A 422-nucleotide genomic window follows, 5' to 3' on the forward strand; every position below is an offset into this window, starting at 1 on the left:
ACGAGCTCGCCGTCCTTGCGGGGCGTGAGCAGCGCGAGCAGGTGCACGACGTTCGTGCCGAACAGCTGCGACGTGTGCTGCGGCATGCGGCTCGGCAGGTCGGTCCAGCCGAGCACGACCACGCCGTTGTCGGACACCACGCGCTCGCCCGGCACGGTGAGCTCGCAGTTGCCGCCGCCGGACGCCGCGAGGTCGACGATCACCGACCCGGGCGCCATCGCGGCGACCATCTCCTTGGTGATGGTGCGCGGCGCCTGCCCGCGGACCAGCGCCGTGGTGACGACGACGTTGGCCCACGCGGTCTGCTCGGCGTACATCTGCGCCGTGAGGCGCTCCTGCTCGGCCGTGAGCTCGCGCGCGTAGCCGTCGGTCGAGACCTCCTGGCTCGCGCCCTCGGCCTGCACGAACGTCGCGCCCATCGA

1 pseudogene is annotated in these 422 nt (G+C 72.7%); it reads right to left on the bottom strand.

The annotated features are described in order from the left end of the window. A pseudogene (locus tag G3I71_RS48420) lies at positions 1–422 on the bottom strand (NAD(P)(+) transhydrogenase (Re/Si-specific) subunit alpha); the annotation flags it as partial.

Origin of the sequence: Streptomyces sp. SID12501 (genome assembly GCF_010550245.1) — a bacterium.
Taxonomy (GTDB): domain Bacteria; phylum Actinomycetota; class Actinomycetes; order Streptomycetales; family Streptomycetaceae; genus Streptomyces.